Below are 15,567 nucleotides of genomic sequence, written 5' to 3'. Positions count from 1 at the left end.
ATGAAAAGCTAACACAATAAATGAAATGGATACTTTAACCCTCGACTTCCAATCAATCGAACTAACTGACGAACAATTCTATCAGCTGTGTATCAATAACCGCGATTTACGTATTGAAAGAAATGCTAATGGAGATCTGATAATTATGCCCCCAACTGGAGGAGCAACAGGAAATCGTAACGGTAGATTAATACAACAATTATTCAATTGGTCAGATCGCTATAGTACTGGTATTGCTTTTGATTCCTCGACTGGGTTTATCTTACCCAACGGTGCAAATAGATCTCCCGATGCTTCTTGGATACCTATTGCTAAATGGAATGCACTGACTGATGAACAAAAACAAAGATTTTTGCCTTTATGTCCCGATTTTGCCATTGAATTACTTTCTCCGAGCGATAATTTAGCTAAAACTCAAGCAAAGATGCAAGAATATCTGGATAATGGCATGGTTTTAGGCTGGTTAATTAATCCTTCGCAACAGCAGGTAGAAATCTATCGTCAGGGAAAACAGATTGAAGTTGTAGATGCACCCATTAGTTTATCGGGAGAAGATGTTTTATCTGGGTTTGTTCTCGATCTACAACCTATTTGGTAAGATCGAGTCTCTCGAAGATAAAATTATTGTTATAAAAGTTGTTTAGATTATTTGATCTCACCTACACTACCAATCATATATAAAGACTGTTCGGGACGATCGGAAAACTCATCATTCAAAATACGATCGCATCCATCTAAAGCATCTTCTAAATTAACCATCTTCCCTTCCAATCCTGTAAACTGTTCGGTGGTAAAAAATGGTTGAGTCAGGAATCTTTCTAATCTGCGAGCACGATATACTATTTGGCGTTCGCTTTGGGCTAATTCTTCTAAACCCAACATAGCAATGATATCTTTTAAATCTTCGTAGTTGGCTAGGGTTTGCCTTACTGCTTGAGCAATTTTGTAATGGCGATCGCCTACTATTTGAGATGAGAGCATCTTAGAATCTGACTGTAGGGGATCGATCGCGGGATATAATCCTTCACTAACCCGTTTACGAGATAAAACAATCGAAGCAGAAAGATGAGAGAAAGTATGAACCGCAGCAGGATCGGTAAAGTCGTCAGCGGGGACGTATACGGCTTGAATCGAGGTGATCGATCCCGATGTAGTATTGCAAATTCGTTCTTCTAATTCCGCCAACTCCGAGGCTAGGGTTGGCTGATAACCAACTCGTGAAGGCAACTGTCCCATTAAACCCGATACTTCTGACCCCGCTTGAATGAAACGAAAAATGTTATCAATGGTTAACAGGACATCTTTATGTAACTCATCGCGGAAATATTCTGCCATAGTCAAAGCAGCGTGTCCGACACGGAAACGTACTCCAGGCGATTCGTTCATCTGTCCGAATACCATTACAGTATTATTTAACACTCCCGCATCTTTCATCTCACGATATAGTTCTTCCCCTTCTCGCGATCGCTCGCCAATACCGCAGAAGATGCTAACTCCCTCATAGCGACTCACAACATTATTAATCAGTTCGGTAATTAAAACCGTTTTACCCACCCCCGCACCTCCAAACAATCCAGCTTTACCCCCTTTTTCCAAAGGTGCGAGAATATCTATCGCTTTGATTCCTGTTAGAAAAATATCTGTAGTCGTAGTACGATCACATAGAGGAATAGGGGCGGCATGAAGCGATCGCCATTGACTTGCTGTTAGTTGTTTTTGACCGTCGATTGTTTTACCAAAGACATTAAACATCCTGCCTAATAAAGCTTCTCCCACAGGAACTTGCAGGGGACGATCTGTATCGTTAACCGTTGAGCCTCTGGCTAGTCCTTGAGTTGGAGTAAGAGCGATCGTTCTGACTATTTCCGAACTAAGATATGTCATTACTTCTAAGGCTAATCGATTACTTGCTCCTGCTATTAATAAACTATGAGGTTTGGGTAATGAATCAGGAAATAAAACATCAACTACACTACCTCTGATTGCAATGACTTTACCTTGATTTACTACCATACTTAGTCTTCCCCGACTCTTACTTTTTTAACAAATTCACTTTCTTTTTTAAATTAGAATTATGTAATAACTGAGTAAATTTGCCATAGATTCGACAGAAGCTTTTTGCTAATCTGATGCCATGAATTTTGCCCTAATTAGTTTCTCTTCAATCAAATTCAAATCATAGTTATAGATGTTGAAGAACCTGTGAAGAATTTGAAAAACATATTAAATAGTTTTTTGGTTAAGATAAATGGCAACTATTGAAGAACTCAAGCATAAAATTGCTACAGCAAAAGATTTAAATTCAGTAGTCAAAACAATGAAAGCAGTTGCGGCTGTGAGTATCCGACAGTACGAAAAAGCAGTGGAATCTTTAACAGAATACGATCGCACGCTAGAAATAGGATTACAGATTCTACTTCGTAATCAACCAGAAATACTATTAAAACAATCATCTACAGTGGATGGTCGTATTGGAATAATAGTTTTTGGTTCTGATTGGGGAATGTGCGGTCAATTCAATGAACGAGTTGTTGAGTATATTCAAGAAAACCAAGAAAATTGGTCTATTAATGCTGATGATTGTTTTATTTTAGCCCTTGGCTCGAGAGTCTGCGATCGCTTAGAAGCAACAGGGCATAAATGCGAAGCTTGCTTTACCTTACCTAGTTCTATTGGGAAGATTACATCAACCATTCAGGAAATGGTTTTAATATTGGAAACATGGCGGCAACAAAATCAGGTAAATCGAATTATAGTTATTTATAACCGTATTTTAAATGGTGCTACTTATAATTCAACTGGCTTACAAATTTTTCCTCTTAATTTCCAGTGGCTCAAAAAATTACATCAACAGCAATGGAGATCTAACAGTTTGCCAACTTTTACGATGAATAAAGATAAGTTGGCAGCAGCTTTATTCCGTCAGTATTTCTTTGTCTCTCTTTATCGTGCTTGTGCTGAATCTTTAAAGAGTGAACATAGTAGTCGTCTTGCTGCGATGCAGATGGCAGAAAAAAATATTGCCGAACGTCTAACCAAACTAAATATGGAGTTCAATCATCAACGTCAAACTATTATTACTGAAGAATTATTTGATATTGTTTCTGGTTTTGAAGCCTTGACCGATTGACACCCCCAAATCAGGTCCGATCTTACCCTTGATACTAGATCTTTTTCACTCCTCAAAACAAACTTGATGAGCTACTAGTCTAAACTTTCTTGCCTATCGGTAGGGGACAAAGAGAGTGGATTTTAGGCGATCTCACTACAGAAAACAGCGCTCGCATGATTGCAGTAGGCTCTGCCTAATTACCATCGTTCTGGGTTTAAAGCCTCTTTCTTCTAGGAAGACTTCTTTTAGTAATTAGTAATTAGTAATTAGTAGTCAATTTGAACTAAAAACTAAAAACTAAAAACCAGAATCACCGACTCTTTAGGGCGGTGAGGAGTCAATCTCGATATGATTATTAATCCAATACTTCTTGGGGGGCAAAACCAGTTAAAACTTAAGTGATATCAACTTCAGTTACTCACAAATTCCTCAAAAGAATTTACTAATCTGAAAAGTAAGTCAGAGAGGTAAACAAATGGTTGATTTATCTACCACATATTTGGGGTTGGAATTGCGATCGCCTTTGGTCGTTGGAGCAGCTGCCCCCCTAACCGAAAACATAGATAATATTAAACGCATTGAAGATGCAGGAGCATCAGCAGTAGTCCTCCACTCTCTATTTGAAGAGCAACTATTAGAAGAACGCCACGCCTTATATCATCATATTACACACGGTAAGGAAAGCAACTCCAAAGCAACTCCCTACTTCCCCAAACAGGAAATTTTCCATGTTGGTTCCGAAGCGTACCTGAATCAGATTCGCTATGCCAAAGAAACTGTCGGTATTCCCATTATTGCTAGTCTCAATAGCTCTACTATCGGTGGATGGAGTGATTACGCTAACAAGTTAGAACAAGCTGGTGCAGATGCCCTAGAACTAAACATTTATTATGTTCCTACAGATATAGAAATAACTGGAGAACAAGTAGAACAAACCTATGTTGATATAGTTCGTACCGTCACCTCAGCAGTAAACTTACCCGTAGCAGTGAAACTGAGTCCTTTTTTTAGTAGCATGGCAAATATGGCAAAACGACTGAGCAACGCAGGGGCAAGAGGCTTAGTATTATTTAATCGTTTTTATCAACCAGATATTGATTTAATGACTTTAGAAGCAGAACCCAACTTACTTCTCAGTACATCTAGAGAAATACGTTTACCCATGCGTTGGATTGCGATTTTATATCGAACTCTCCCTCTTGATTTCGCAGCCACCAGTGGTATTAGTACCGCCCATGATGTCGTCAAAATGATCATGGTCGGGGCAAATGTCACTATGTTAGTCAGCGTTCTATTGAGTCATGGCATCCAACAGCTACATAAGATCGAAAAAGATTTAATTGAGTGGCTAGATATCAAAGAATACGATTCAATCACTCAGTTAAGGGGTTGCATGAGCCAAATAAATTGTCCCGATCCTAGTATTTTTGAACGAGTGCAATATCTTAGAGCAGTACAAACCTATCAGCCTCATCAAGGATTGGTTCATCGTCAATAATTATCAATTAAGCTAACTATGAATAAGAGAATCGGAATTCTTACTAGTGGTGGAGACTGTCCTGGATTAAACGCAATTATACGCGCTGTAGTCAAATGTTCGAGCCAGAAAGGATGGGAAGTATATGGCATTCCCTACGGTACAGATGGTTTTCTGCGGCTAGAACAACACAAGTGCCACTCAAATGATTTGAAACTAAAAGAGCATGGTTACGATATTCCTGGGTTGCTACACGGCATAGATATCCTACAATTTCTGAGCGGTAGTATTTTAGGCTCCTTGAGTAAAGGTAATACGGAAGATCAAGCGATCGCCAAAACTATTATTCAAGGTTATCAGGATCTTGAACTCGATGCTTTGATAGCGGTAGGAGGAGACGGCAGTTTAGATATCATTTACGACTTAGCACAACAGGGACAGTGGAATTTGGTCGCAATTCCTAAGACAATAGATAATGATGTTCCATTTACCGAAAGATCTGTCGGATTCGATACGGCGGTAGACAAAGTAACTTCTGCTCTCTACGATCTTACCTTTACTGCTGCTAGTCACGACCGTACTATGATTGTTCAGGTTATGGGACGTAATGCTGGTCATTTGGCACTTTCTTCTGGTATTGCTGGTGGTGCGGATATTATATTAATTCCTGAATTAACACCGAAAATAGATCTAGATTTAGTAACTAATATTTGTATTCACATTGCTAAGTTGAGGTCTTTAGGCAGAAAATTTGCTTTAATTACTATTGCCGAAGGGGTCAAAAATATTCAAGGAGAAAAAGAGAAATATATAGGTGACTATTTAGCGCAACAAATCGACAACATAAGTCACCAACTCTGTCTGACTGATAAGGCTGAATTTTGTGATTTAGATACTATTGAAACTAGAGCTACAGTTTTGGGTCATATTCAACGTAGCGGTACACCATCTTCTTATGATCGTTTGTTAGCCGCTGCTTTTGCTAAGAAAGCTATAGACTTGATTGCGGAAGAGAAATATAACCAGCTTGTAGTTTGGCAAAATGGCGAAGTACAAATTCAGCCTTTAGATAAGGTTGTCAGTCACATTAAACAACGTCATCAATTAGGTATTTGCCCTAGTCCAGTTAATGCCGATGGTTTTCTGGTTCAAACAGCGCGATCGCTCGGAATCTATTTGGGATAATACTGAGTTGACGCTCCTCCTACTTTAGATGGAAGAGCGTTCAGTTAAGCAATTAGTTTCAGCAAAACTTCGCCCATTTCCTGGCAACCGACTGCTTTCATTCCCAGAGACATAATATCCCCGGTGCGGTAGCCCTGGTCTAATACCTGATTAACTGCGGTTTCAATCTCGGTGGCAGCAGTAGGCTGATTTAACCCGTAACGCAACATCATAGCGGCACTCAGTACTTGTGCCAAAGGGTTGGCTTTATCTTGACCAGCAATATCTGGTGCAGAACCATGTACAGGCTCAAATACTCCAGGTGTACCAGCAACTCCCAAACTTGCAGAGGGTAACATGCCAATACTTCCCGTCAGCATCGCTGCTGCATCAGAAAGAATATCACCGAACAAATTACCTGTAACGACCGTATCAAACTGTTTGGGAGCGCGAACTAACTGCATTGCTGCGTTATCTACATATAGATGACTTAATTCCACATTGCTGTAGTCTTTTGCCATTGCCGTAATGCGATCGCGCCATAGTTGGGACACATCCAGCACATTAGCTTTGTCTACGGAGCATAATTTACCGCTACGTTTTTGGGCGGTTTCAAATCCAACTTTGGCAATGCGGTCTATTTCGCTAACACTATAAGCCATAGTGTTTACACCACGCTGTTCTCCTGTTTCCGTCTCAAATATACCTTTGGGTTGTCCAAAGTAAATTCCTCCAGTTAGTTCCCGCACTACCATAATATCTACTCCCTCAATTATCTCTCGTTTAAGGGAAGAAGCGTCAATTAACTGGGGCAAGATAGTTGCAGGTCGCAGGTTAGCAAATAGTTCTAGTCCGGCACGCATTTTTAATAATCCAGTTTCAGGACGTTGCTGACGGGGTAAATTATCCCATTTATAACCACCAATAGCTGCTAGCAACACGGCATCACTCTGACGACAGGCTGACAAAGTTTCAGCGGGTAAAGGGTCTCCTGTCTCATCGATCGCCGCACCACCAATCAAGGCTTCAGTAAAGGTAAATTCCAGATCATGTTTACTGGCGATCGCTTTTAGCACTTCTACTGCCACTGACATAATTTCTGGACCAATGCCATCTCCGGGAAGTAAAGTAATATGCTGCTGTTGAGTCATGGTAGCTACTTGAATGATTATTAGTGCAAAAAACAATAGCTACTAATTTAACATTTAGCAGTAACTCTTATAAAAGTATTGTGTTTATCTTCTTTGGATCGGACAAAAGGGTATGATAACTAGGTCATCAGTTTTCGTACTTTGGCGATCCCTACTCTCTTTTTGTCTAAACTTAACCTAAACTACAAAAAGCTGTTGATGACATTTATCTCAAATATTCTGAATGAAGAATAGCCATCAGAAAATTGCTTACACTACATATATCTTAATTGCTCTTAATCTTGTGGTATATGTCTTGGAAATTAAATTAGGCGGAAGTCAAAATTTTATCGCTCTAGAACGTTTAGGTGCTTTAATTCCCGAAAAAGTTTGGGCAGGAGAATGGTGGCGACTAGTGGGTGCGAACTTTCTGCACTACGGCTCACTTCATCTTGCGACCAATATGTTATCTCTCTTTTTTATTGGACGCTTAATTGAGTTGAGTTTAGGGGCGAAATCTTACCTGACTATCTATTTGGTTAGTGGTATTGGCTCCATGCTATCTTTTTCTCTATTAGCTTATAAGTTAGGAATGGGCAATGTTTTTCTGGTGGGAGCTTCGGCGGCGATCATGGGTTTGATCGGTGCTATTTTAGCAATCTCACTTCAAATTTGGCTGCGTAAAAGATATTGTGTTATTGCTAGACGTCGGTTGCAACAAGTGATATTCATTGTTGTCATCCAATTTATCTTTGATAATTTAATTCCCCAAGTTAGTTTTCACAGCCATCTTTTTGGCTTTATTATTGGATTTCTGATTAGTAGCGTCTTAGTATTTATTAAGTTTAATTTTAAGCAACCTTACAATGATCGATAATTTTTAGGGTTGTTTTTTCATCCAACTGATACATTGCTGTAATTGTCGTTTAATAGCTTCTCCATCACCATGGTAACGGCGACCGTGACCAGGCAAAACCCATTCAAAGTTATAATTAGCCAATTTTTCCATCGATTTAATTTGTTCGGACCAGGAATACGAGCAATAACGATAAAAAGCATAAAGATGCTTAAAATAAGGGGACCAAGCTAAATGATCTCCTGTGAATAAAAATTTGTTTTGATAAAGTAAAACCGTGTGCCCTTTGCTATGTCCAGGTACGGGAATAATTACAATATCAGAGGTCAACTCTACTGTCTCTTGACCAGATAATTGAATTTCAACTCCTTGGGTAGACTCTTCAATGTCATCTGAATGTAAAATGCGATCGCATTGAAAGTGTTGCTGAAATTTCTGATGATCGGCAACATCATCACGATGAGTCAGATATAGATATTTAATGCCACCTAATTTTTCTAAACGCTTAACTAAAGGTGGCGTAAACCGAGGTGAGTCAATTAAAACATTTCCCTCAGATCTTTGGATGAAGTAACTAGTTGCACCAAAAGATGCCTCGGAATGATAGCCACAATGGTATACATTATCTTCGACCACTATGGGAAATGTTGGTTGAACTTCCTTAATATCGGTTGGTTTATCTACTGTACCAATAGAAGCGGTAGGACAAGATAAAAGAGCTTGCATTGCCAATAGTCTCTCCGCTGTATTTTGCGGTTGATGATACACTGCAGATTGAGAGTCTTGACGATTAAAAACATCTGGAGCCATCCAGCGACAAGTATCACAATCAATACAGCTAGAGTCAACGTAAAAATCACCACTAACGTTTTCTGCTCGTTTAAGCTCTAGTCTAGCCATGATTTTATGTCCTCAATCTTAACTTAATTCTATCAAAAAGCTATCAGCTGTAGGCTTTTAGCTCTAAGCTTTGATTTGACTGTTACCACAGGGGCACAATGTAAAAGCGCTATTGGGTTTCAAACCCTATTTGATTGAATCTTATAGCTTACAGCTTATGGCTTATAGCTTAAAGCTAGGGCGAAGCCCTTTATTGTCTAACTAAATTATTGAAAAATTGCCAAATTTTTCGGAATTGTTCTTCGATCCACCAAATAGCGTGATCAAGTAATTCTAGGAGAATATCTGCAATACTTTTGACATAGCCATCGTCAGTGGCTTTCGCTTCCCATAAGTTTAGATCTATATCTAGTTTGCTATTGGAATTACTAGAATTTGTCAGCTTACCCCCAGCTGGCAAATTTTCGGTTTGGATTGGAGCTGGCTGAAAAGTTTCAGTTAAATTCTCACTTTGGGAGTCAGAAGAAAGATTAATAAATTGGGGTGCTTGAGGTATTATCTGCGGACGAGGCTCATCGGAAGCAGCATTTTCTTCTGGCTGCTGACTGAATAATAATTGCTGATTGTGACCAAAAAAGTGTCCAATTGTTCGCTGAAATAAATTACGAATTGTCAAAGGACTAGGAACTGATGAAGAACTAGGAGATGGTGAAACATTAGTTGGCACTAAGGACGGATTTGTTGGCTGATTTATGGTGCTTACTTGCAATTTACCCTGATTGTATGAGCCCAAACGTCGAATCAAGCTCAACAAAAAAGACTTATTTTTTAGTCCGTTAGCTTCTTGATTTTGAGAAATTAGTAATTTTGGTTTCTCTGAAGCTGGAGCAGCGATCGATTTAATTGAAGGAAATGAACTTTCACAATATCCCAGGGGTTCAATTTCTTCAATCTGTCTAAGAGATTTAATTTCTTCACAATATCCCAGAGGTTTAATTTGATCTCTATGACCAAGAGATTTGATTTTGGGAATGATCGGATGAGTTTGTAGCCAATTAAGTATTGCCCAGCCAAATCTTTTTGGTATTGAGGTCAAAGAGTTTTGTATAGATATATTTTGAGATAGTCTAAATTCTTCTTCTTTAACTCCTACAGGAATCAAAACATCTTTTCGAGCTACCTCAACGTCTCGGTTATTGTCTTGAGCTACTGGACTTAAACGTCTCGGATTTGTTGTGCTGATTGGGGGAGAGACAATCTTAGTTGAGGAAGACTTGGTTTTTGCAGGATCGCTGGGAGCAAGTAGTAGAAATGCTTTGATTTTTTGCTTTAGTTGTCGCCTAACAGAAAAACCTTGGTTGAACATCTGAAACAGGGGAAATATCCATCCTTTTATCCCTATCTCTGTAGTTAATTGTAAATTTCTAATGGTTATTCCTAATCGATCATTAAGACGAATTCTTTGACGATTGATAAAGGTAAATAATCGGCTTTTATACAAACCTTTAGGTGAAGACATTAAACTATACTCAAGAGCCATTGCAATAGTTTAAATATTATCTTGATCTGGTGAATAAATCGATATCATAAGTTTCTTCAGTTCACATAGATTAATTTTAATCCTCAATATTTTAAAAAAACTTATTAGTTAAAATACAAATTAATACTGTATGTAATATTCAAGATGTCTGACTTCAACACTTATTTAGATGGTTAATAATGACAACGATTTCATCAATTGCTTGTCTTATTTCTCGATTAGAAATCTCAGAGTTATTCAATAGAATACTAAAAGCTATAGTGGGATATTGAGATGGGTATATATACCCTGACAAAGTGACAACTCCTGTTAAAGTACCTGTTTTACCCCAAAGCTTTCGGCTTACAGATGTATTTCTAAAACGATTTTTCAAAGTACCATTAACTCCAGCAATAGCTAGGGACTCACGATAATATTCTGCTTCAGGCGATCGCGACATTATTTTCAAGGTTTTGACTAAAGTTTGAGGCGTAATTAAATTTTGACGAGACAAGCCAGAAGCATCAATTAAAATATATTCTTCTGGATCAATACCCAGTTTAGTTAAGCTTTGATTAATCGCTTCTATGGGAGTTTTAGTATTTAACTTTTTAGCTAAAATTTTAGCGATCGCTTCAGCAAATAAATTGTTACTTTCTTGATTAATTTGCTGGAGAATCTTTGGCAGTGGTGGGGAAGTAATAGCTGTTAATTCTGTTTCTAATTCATTTTTATGGGTTTGGTTGAATGTAAATCCTTTATTTACTGCTATGCCAGCTTGGGCTAAATGTAATCGTAAAGATTCTAAAAAATAATGAGCCGGATCGACGATCGCTAAATCCCAAATATCAGGAGGTTCGTTTTGAGCTAATTCTCCACGAATTAATAACGTAGGTTTACCTAGATCTCCATCAATTTCTACGTTATAGGGAAGATCTGATTCTCCAGTAATAGCCTTGTTAATTACTTGCCATTGTCTAGCGGCGATCGCATCACTCCAACGGAATTTTACAGGCTGTCCTAACTGTTGCGGTAGTAAAGTTAAAGTGACGGTATTTTGATTGAGAATAGTGCTGTTGACTGCCGTAGCAAAGTAACTATGAACATCTAACCATTCCCAAGTAGGGTTGATTGTCGGTGAGTCAAAATAACTATCATCAACTATTAATTCTTCAATCTCTTTAATGCCTTGTCTCTGCAACTGATGTACTAGATTTTTTAGCTCCTTAGTTGAGATGGTCGGATCTCCCTGTCCTTTGATTCTTAAAGAAGTTAGGTGAGGTGGATTTCCAACGGCATAGATAGGAGTAGTAATGCGATAATCTGCACCTAGTTCAGATAACGCAGCAGCAGTAGTTAGCAGTTTGGCACTAGAAGCAGGAGTAAAAAATTTATCTCCGTTCAGACTGTATAAACTATCCCCACTCCCTAAAGTTTGAATCTCAATTCCCCAAAGCGATCGCTTAAACTGAGGACGGTTAACAATCTTTTCAATCGCCCTAGGTAAATCCTCAGGACAAATCCGTGGAATTTGATCCTCAAAATATTGAATCGATGCTTCAGAGTCTTTTCTCGCTCCTAAAACCTTCTGATTAGCTAATAAAGTTAAAAGTATTAAGCCAATCAAACTAAAGCTTCTCAACCGACCAAAAACTAGTCTCATTTAAGGCAGTACATCCAAAATACAAATTGTGAAAATAAAACAAAATTGTGCTAGTGACAACAGGTATTTAATACTAGATAATCTATGAAATAGATAGTAAGTGCTATCTAAAAGACAGCACTATATTCTAATCAAGTTCTATCAATTCCCCATACTGATATGCCATCTCAATCCTTGGAAGATCTAAGTTTATCTTCAGTTTTAGAGTCTCCTCAACTAGATTTATCTGTAGTTGTACCTATATATAACGAAGCTAAAAGTATTGGGACTTTGGTACAGGCGATCGCTGATGCCGTGAGAGAAACACAACTTAGCTACGAAATCATTTGTGTAGACGACGGTTCTAAAGATGGTTCAACTCAAGTATTAATTGATTTGGCTCGCCGAAGAGTCGATCTCAAAGCGGTAATTCTACGGCGAAATTATGGTCAAACTCCAGCAATGGCAGCAGGATTTGAGTCAGCTGTGGGTAAAGTTATTGTGACTCTCGACGGCGATTTACAAAACGATCCTGCTGATATTCCGATGCTGCTTGCCAAGTTAAACGAAGGTTATGATTTAGTCAGTGGATGGCGTAAAAATAGGCAGGATGCAGCATTGACAAGGCTTTTCCCTTCTAAAATTGCCAATATTATTATCGCTAGGGTAACGGGAGTTAGACTACACGACTATGGATGCTCTCTTAAAGCCTATCGCTCGGAACTAATTGCGGACATGAATCTTTACGGCGAGTTACACCGCTTTTTACCAGCATTAGCCTATATTGAAGGTGCGAGAATTACGGAAGTACCAGTACGCCATCACGCCAGACGGTTTGGAGAAAGTAAATATGGCTTGGGTAGAACAATTCGAGTTGTCATGGACTTGATGACTGTTTTCTTTATGAAGAAATTTCTGACTCGTCCGATGCACGTTTTCGGTTTGGGTGGAGTGATTTCCCTAGCTGCGGGTATTGCTATGGGTTCCTATTTAACGATTATTAAATTATTCTTCAATCAGAATATCGGCGATCGCCCTTTGCTGATTTTAGCTGTATTGCTAATACTTACTGGAGTACAGTTATTTTGTTTTGGTTTAGTTACTGAGCTTCTGATGCGTACTTATCATGAATCCCAAAGAAGACCTATTTATCGTATTAGAGATATTGTAGGAAAAAAATAAAATATGATTACCAAGATATTTAGAGTTACTGTTCCATTAAACCTTTTTTAATGATGTTCATAAAATGTTCAATATATAATTATGAATCAATTTCATTTTCCAGAGAAAATTCGTTCACTACCAATTTTTCAAGGAAGATTTGATGCCAATAAGTTAACTACAGAAGATGTGGATATATATTTTGCTAGTTATCCTGAGAAAACAGTTATCGAACCACATCAACATGATACTGATAATTACGGAGTAGTTACCCAAGGTGAATTGATTTTAATTATTGATGGTGAAGAAAAATATTTTTATCCTGGAGACTGGTATCACGTCGAACCTAATCATGTTCATGCTGCTAGGTTTGAGAAAGACACTTCGGAAATAGAATTTTGGTTTAAAGAAGAATAAATATTAATATTCAGAATAACTACCACAAGGAAATAATTTTTTTGTTTGAATATAATAATTATTGATATTACTTTTTTAAGGGAAAACTAAATTCAACTCTAAGATAGCATTGTAGAGAGTTGCAAACCGAGTGTGGAGTTCTCTTGGGAGCCATTTATATGATCTCGCCTCTAATTAATTCTATTCTGTCGTTTTCGGTGAAAAAACCCAGAGCTACAAGTTTGTGGTATTCATCTATAGTAAATTTTCTACGAGTTGCAACAACCATTCTGTAAAGAAAGAGCGACTTTCTCTATTTTACTCAAGACTTAGGTTTTAACTTGTTTCTCTGGCATAGTTCAGAGGGCTTGCTTGAATAGACTTAACTCTGATTATCTCAGCTAACTCATAGTTTTTATGCAACCACATCCAATCGTCTAAATATCTTCAGCCAGCCATGTATAGTTAATTGCCCTTGAGCCATTGGGTAGATTAGATAAGTATACATAGTCAACATCCAAATGTTTCAGCATAGAACATGGTGTGCGATAAACTTGTTAACAACAATAACTCTGACTGGCATTCATCCCAAGCTGAATCTGATGATTGCAGACGCATTGCTTCTGTTAGATTAGCTAACTCTAGTTTAATTTTCTTGATTATATCGATATTTATGCTGTTTGCTCCTAAGGCAATTGGAGCAGAAAGACTTTCGTTTAATTTTTCTCCTTTTGGTCAATTTTATATCAAGGTTGATGATCTTGAAGCCTTTGCTACTGAGGGAGAAATCTCTTCAGAACTTGCTTACTATCTTAACCGGATGCCACCGAAGCAAGTGGCTCGATTACCAGAGTTGTTATCCACCCCCTTAGAATTACATCCCTTAAGCATCGCTAAATTTAGTAATTCAACTATTGGAAAAGCCGTAATTAAAAACTTTGGTAAGGGTATCAGAGTCGATAATAATCGAAATGGATTCTTTGCTTTGAGAGGAGCAATAATTGCTGCTGTATTTGAGCGTGAGGGTTTAACAGTAATGAACTTTTTGCATCAATTTCCCTCGAAAACTATTTATGTTGATTTACAAGTTTTGGAACAATATGTCGAACATGGAAATATACTATTTGAAGACCGTGAAGCTATTGATCAAGCATTTTTTTTATTAAAAACAAAAACTTTTAATCACACCTATGAATCTGAATCTACTGAGCTAAGTAAGCCACAAACTCAGGGTAAATTTATCTGGAATCAGCTTACTCTAACCTATAAAAATCCTCGTCGCCGTAAAGTAGGTCATTTTGATTTATACTTGCCAGAAGTTGAGCAGCCTACACCATTAATTGTTATTTCTCATGGTTTAGCCTCAAATCGTCAAACTTTTGCTTATTTGGGTAAACATTTGGCTTCTCATGGCTTTGCTGTTGCCGTAATTGAGCATGATGATATCAGCTTAAATAAGTTTGATGGTTTTTTATCAGGATTGGAGAGATTTCCGGAACCAAATAATTTAATCGATCAACCTTTGGATGTTAAATATGTCCTCGATAAATTAGAACAGGAGTCTAAGACTAATCCTCTACTATTAGACAAAATTAATTTTCAACAAGTGGGATTAATAGGTCAGTCTTTTGGTGGTTATGCATCTTTGGCCTTAGCAGGAGGGCGATTAATTGCAGATGAAATTCCCACGAAGTGCCAAAAAGATAATTATCAAGATGTACTCCTTGATTTATCTTCTCTAGCACAATGTACTGTTTCGGAAATAGCAAGTCATCAAGATCAATTGAGAGATCCTAGAATCAAAGCGGTTATTGCGATCAATCCTTTGGGGAAAATTTTTGGTAAAGCGGGAATCAGTAAGATCAAAATACCCACAATGCTAGTTTCTGGTACCCATGATTTGATTACTCCCCCTGTAGCGGAACAAATACAGCCTTTTACGTGGTTAGAAGAAATTGATAAATATTTGGTATTGGTCAAACCAGGAACACACTTCAGTTTTTTACAAGAAGGTTTAGGTGTTCTGCCTGTACCTAAGAATGTGGTGGGACCAAGTCCTACTTCAGCTTATCCCGCCTTAAAAGGTTTAAGTACAGCTTTTTTTAAAACTCATATTGCACAACAGCCAGAATATCAAATTTACCTGCAAGGCGATCGCTGGAGTGAGCTGATTAATAATGATTTTCAATTATCGATAATTCGTTCTCTGACTCAAAATCAGCTAGAAGAAATAATTAAGAGACAGCTAGCAGATTAAGAACAGGAAATTG

At 37.9% G+C, this 15,567-nt stretch carries 13 protein-coding genes and 1 pseudogene; 8 read left to right on the top strand and 6 right to left on the bottom strand.

Going from position 1 to position 15,567, the window contains the following annotated elements; all coding sequences use genetic code 11:
- Window positions 1–25: 25 nt before the first annotated feature.
- The gene (locus tag PLEUR7319_RS0132185) at window positions 26–598 is read left to right on the top strand and encodes a Uma2 family endonuclease (protein WP_019509368.1); all 573 of its coding nucleotides are present in this window, start codon (window positions 26–28) and stop codon (window positions 596–598) included.
- Window positions 599–645: 47 nt separating this feature from the next.
- Here PLEUR7319_RS0132185 and atpD read toward each other — a convergent pair whose 3' ends face one another.
- Window positions 646–2,013 (bottom strand): F0F1 ATP synthase subunit beta, encoded by a 1,368-nt coding sequence (gene atpD / locus PLEUR7319_RS0132180; RefSeq protein ID WP_019509367.1) that lies wholly within the window; start codon window positions 2,011–2,013, stop codon window positions 646–648.
- Between the two features lie 235 nt (window positions 2,014–2,248).
- On the opposite strand from atpD, the gene PLEUR7319_RS0132175 reads away from it, so the two are divergent.
- The 3 genes from PLEUR7319_RS0132175 (at window position 2,249) to PLEUR7319_RS0132165 (ending at window position 5,774) form a co-directional block, all read left to right on the top strand.
- A complete protein-coding gene (locus PLEUR7319_RS0132175) occupies window positions 2,249–3,130 on the top strand; it encodes a F0F1 ATP synthase subunit gamma (RefSeq protein WP_019509366.1) in 882 nt (293 codons plus the stop codon).
- Window positions 3,131–3,587: 457 nt separating this feature from the next.
- On the top strand, window positions 3,588–4,610 hold the full coding sequence (locus PLEUR7319_RS0132170) for a dihydroorotate dehydrogenase-like protein (RefSeq protein WP_019509365.1): 1,023 nt from the start codon (window positions 3,588–3,590) through the stop codon (window positions 4,608–4,610).
- A gap of 18 nt (window positions 4,611–4,628) precedes the next feature.
- Window positions 4,629–5,774, top strand: coding sequence for an ATP-dependent 6-phosphofructokinase (locus PLEUR7319_RS0132165; RefSeq protein WP_019509364.1), 1,146 nt, complete (start codon window positions 4,629–4,631; stop codon window positions 5,772–5,774).
- A gap of 44 nt (window positions 5,775–5,818) precedes the next feature.
- Here the strand turns inward: PLEUR7319_RS0132165 and leuB are convergent, their stop codons facing one another.
- On the bottom strand, window positions 5,819–6,904 hold the full coding sequence (leuB, locus tag PLEUR7319_RS0132160; protein WP_019509363.1) for a 3-isopropylmalate dehydrogenase: 1,086 nt from the start codon (window positions 6,902–6,904) through the stop codon (window positions 5,819–5,821).
- Between the two features lie 223 nt (window positions 6,905–7,127).
- Here leuB and PLEUR7319_RS0132155 point away from each other — a divergent pair, with 223 nt between their 5' ends.
- Window positions 7,128–7,760 (top strand): rhomboid family intramembrane serine protease, encoded by a 633-nt coding sequence (locus PLEUR7319_RS0132155; protein WP_019509362.1) that lies wholly within the window; start codon window positions 7,128–7,130, stop codon window positions 7,758–7,760.
- Window positions 7,761–7,763: 3 nt separating this feature from the next.
- Here PLEUR7319_RS0132155 and PLEUR7319_RS0132150 read toward each other — a convergent pair whose 3' ends face one another.
- The 3 genes from PLEUR7319_RS0132150 to dacB all read right to left on the bottom strand — a co-directional run bounded on the left by PLEUR7319_RS0132150 (window position 7,764) and on the right by dacB (window position 11,761).
- The gene (locus tag PLEUR7319_RS0132150; RefSeq protein WP_019509361.1) at window positions 7,764–8,639 is read right to left on the bottom strand and encodes an MBL fold metallo-hydrolase; all 876 of its coding nucleotides are present in this window, start codon (window positions 8,637–8,639) and stop codon (window positions 7,764–7,766) included.
- A 190-nt stretch (window positions 8,640–8,829) separates the two neighbouring features.
- Entirely contained in the window at window positions 8,830–10,098 is a 1,269-nt protein-coding gene (locus PLEUR7319_RS0132145) for a hypothetical protein (protein WP_144054410.1), read from the bottom strand.
- A gap of 175 nt (window positions 10,099–10,273) precedes the next feature.
- Complete coding sequence (dacB, locus tag PLEUR7319_RS0132140; RefSeq protein WP_019509359.1) at window positions 10,274–11,761, bottom strand: D-alanyl-D-alanine carboxypeptidase/D-alanyl-D-alanine-endopeptidase; 1,488 nt, start codon at window positions 11,759–11,761, stop codon at window positions 10,274–10,276.
- 159 nt (window positions 11,762–11,920) lie between these two features.
- Here dacB and PLEUR7319_RS0132135 point away from each other — a divergent pair, with 159 nt between their 5' ends.
- Both PLEUR7319_RS0132135 and PLEUR7319_RS0132130 read left to right on the top strand, forming a co-directional pair.
- Window positions 11,921–12,922: a glycosyltransferase family 2 protein gene (locus PLEUR7319_RS0132135; RefSeq protein ID WP_019509358.1), complete on the top strand. Its 1,002-nt coding sequence runs from the start codon at window positions 11,921–11,923 to the stop codon at window positions 12,920–12,922.
- 81 nt (window positions 12,923–13,003) lie between these two features.
- A complete protein-coding gene (locus PLEUR7319_RS0132130) occupies window positions 13,004–13,318 on the top strand; it encodes a cupin domain-containing protein (protein ID WP_019509357.1) in 315 nt (104 codons plus the stop codon).
- Window positions 13,319–13,475: 157 nt separating this feature from the next.
- On the opposite strand, the pseudogene PLEUR7319_RS43750 reads toward PLEUR7319_RS0132130, so the two are convergent.
- Window positions 13,476–13,586: pseudogene (locus PLEUR7319_RS43750) on the bottom strand (Uma2 family endonuclease); the annotation flags it as partial.
- Window positions 13,587–13,835: 249 nt separating this feature from the next.
- On the opposite strand from PLEUR7319_RS43750, the gene PLEUR7319_RS37410 reads away from it, so the two are divergent.
- Window positions 13,836–15,554, top strand: coding sequence for an alpha/beta hydrolase (locus PLEUR7319_RS37410; protein WP_019509356.1), 1,719 nt, complete (start codon window positions 13,836–13,838; stop codon window positions 15,552–15,554).
- The last annotated feature ends 13 nt before the right edge of the window (window positions 15,555–15,567 follow it).

Source organism: Pleurocapsa sp. PCC 7319 (assembly GCF_000332195.1).
In the GTDB taxonomy this organism is placed as follows: Bacteria; Cyanobacteriota; Cyanobacteriia; order Cyanobacteriales; family Xenococcaceae; genus Waterburya.
Note: the sequence above shows the minus strand (reverse complement) of the source record. Positions and strands in the feature narration are given on the sequence as shown.

Excerpts from the sequence above, each read along its gene's own strand:
- PLEUR7319_RS0132185 (WP_019509368.1), top strand. The coding sequence starts at position 26 with ATGGATACTTTAACCCTCGACTTCCAATCAATCGAACTAACTGACGAA.
- atpD (WP_019509367.1), bottom strand. The coding sequence starts at position 2,013 with ATGGTAGTAAATCAAGGTAAAGTCATTGCAATCAGAGGTAGTGTAGTT.
- PLEUR7319_RS0132175 (WP_019509366.1), top strand. The coding sequence starts at position 2,249 with ATGGCAACTATTGAAGAACTCAAGCATAAAATTGCTACAGCAAAAGAT.
- PLEUR7319_RS0132170 (WP_019509365.1), top strand. The coding sequence starts at position 3,588 with ATGGTTGATTTATCTACCACATATTTGGGGTTGGAATTGCGATCGCCT.
- PLEUR7319_RS0132165 (WP_019509364.1), top strand. The coding sequence starts at position 4,629 with ATGAATAAGAGAATCGGAATTCTTACTAGTGGTGGAGACTGTCCTGGA.
- leuB (WP_019509363.1), bottom strand. The coding sequence starts at position 6,904 with ATGACTCAACAGCAGCATATTACTTTACTTCCCGGAGATGGCATTGGT.
- PLEUR7319_RS0132155 (WP_019509362.1), top strand. The coding sequence starts at position 7,128 with ATGAAGAATAGCCATCAGAAAATTGCTTACACTACATATATCTTAATT.
- PLEUR7319_RS0132150 (WP_019509361.1), bottom strand. The coding sequence starts at position 8,639 with ATGGCTAGACTAGAGCTTAAACGAGCAGAAAACGTTAGTGGTGATTTT.
- PLEUR7319_RS0132145 (WP_144054410.1), bottom strand. The coding sequence starts at position 10,098 with ATGTCTTCACCTAAAGGTTTGTATAAAAGCCGATTATTTACCTTTATC.
- dacB (WP_019509359.1), bottom strand. The coding sequence starts at position 11,761 with ATGAGACTAGTTTTTGGTCGGTTGAGAAGCTTTAGTTTGATTGGCTTA.
- PLEUR7319_RS0132135 (WP_019509358.1), top strand. The coding sequence starts at position 11,921 with ATGCCATCTCAATCCTTGGAAGATCTAAGTTTATCTTCAGTTTTAGAG.
- PLEUR7319_RS0132130 (WP_019509357.1), top strand. The coding sequence starts at position 13,004 with ATGAATCAATTTCATTTTCCAGAGAAAATTCGTTCACTACCAATTTTT.
- PLEUR7319_RS37410 (WP_019509356.1), top strand. The coding sequence starts at position 13,836 with ATGGTGTGCGATAAACTTGTTAACAACAATAACTCTGACTGGCATTCA.